The sequence below is a fragment of the Burkholderia sp. BCC1638 genome (assembly GCF_902833195.1).
GTDB classification, from domain to species: domain Bacteria; phylum Pseudomonadota; class Gammaproteobacteria; order Burkholderiales; family Burkholderiaceae; genus Burkholderia; species Burkholderia diffusa.
In genome coordinates, this window is record NZ_CADFEC010000076.1 from 1 (window position 1) to 1,236 (window position 1,236).

Genomic DNA, 1,236 nt, shown 5'->3' on the forward strand with positions numbered 1-1,236 from the left:
TGACCTGCCCCCATCAATAGGGCCAATGGGCTTCTAGCAAAGTCCCATTAAACCAACTCCTGGAAAGCGGCAGGAGTATCCGCGGTTGCCCGATGTTTCGCCGCAAACTCTGACGGCGCAAGGTAGTTCAGTGCGCTGTGCGGCCTTTGCTCGTTGTAGTCCTGACGCCATGCCGCGATGACAGCCCGAGCGTGCGCGAGCGTCGTGAACCAGTGCTCGTTAAGGCATTCGTCGCGGAACTTGCCGTTGAACGATTCGATGTACGCATTCTGCGTTGGCTTGCCCGCCTGAATCAACTTCAGAGCGACGCCGTTCGCATACGCCCACTGGTCAAGCGCGCGGCTCGTAAATTCGGGGCCCTGGTCTGTTCGCACCGCCTTGGGATAGCCACGGAAGCGAGCTGCGCGGTCCAATGCCCGAGCGACATACAAACCTGAGATGCCATGGTCGACGACGATGTCGACAGCCTCTTTCGTGAAGTCGTCGACGACGGTCAGGCACTTCACGCGCCGGCCGTTGGAAAGCGCATCCATCACGAAATCGATTGACCACACCTCGTTGGGGGCGCCCGGCAATGCCAGTTGCTCGCGCTCAATCATGACGCCGTGGCGCTTGCGACGGCGCCGCACAGCCAGCCCTGCCTCACGGTACAGGCGATAGATGCGCTTGTGATTGGCGTGCGTGCCTTCGCGTTCCACCAGGGCATGCAGTCGACGGTAGCCGAATCGACGACGTTCGTGTGCCAACTCCACCAGACGCGCCGCTAGCACGTCATTCTCGTGGTCCGGCTTCGCGTCGTAATGCAGCACGCTGCGAGAAAGCCCGACAAGCCGGCAGGCGCGGCGCTCGGAGATATTGACCTTCTCCCGAATCGCCGATACTGCTTCGCGTTTGGCTTGCGGGCTCAGGGCTTTCCCTTGACGACGACCTTCAACGCTTCCATATCGAGCATTGCTTCGGCCAGCAGCTTCTTCAGCCGGGTATTCTCCACCTCGAGGTCCTTGAGCCGGCGGGCTTCCGAGACTTCCATGCCGCCGAACTTCGCGCGCCAGGTGTAGAACGACGCATCACTGAACCCGTGCTTCCTGCATAGTTCCTTGACCGGCATACCGGCCTCGGCTTCCTTCAGAAACCCGATGATTTGCTGTTCCGTAAAGCGCTTCTTCATGTTCGTCTTCTTCTCCGAAAACGAACTTTACTAGACTCCGGCTGGCCCTGTTTGCAGGGGGCAGGTCA

Annotated in this window: 1 protein-coding gene; it reads right to left on the reverse strand. The window is 60.0% G+C overall.

The genetic code is table 11. The annotated features are described in order from the left end of the window. Positions 1 to 47 precede the first annotated feature (47 nt). Positions 48 to 1,168, reverse strand: a protein-coding gene (locus tag HWX22_RS31215; protein WP_175916988.1) for an IS3-like element IS407 family transposase whose coding sequence is annotated in 2 segments (ribosomal slippage) — positions 48 to 910 and positions 910 to 1,168 — 1,122 coding nt in all. Because the reading frame shifts where the segments join, the coding sequence is not laid out codon by codon here. Positions 1,169 to 1,236: the final 68 nt, after the last annotated feature.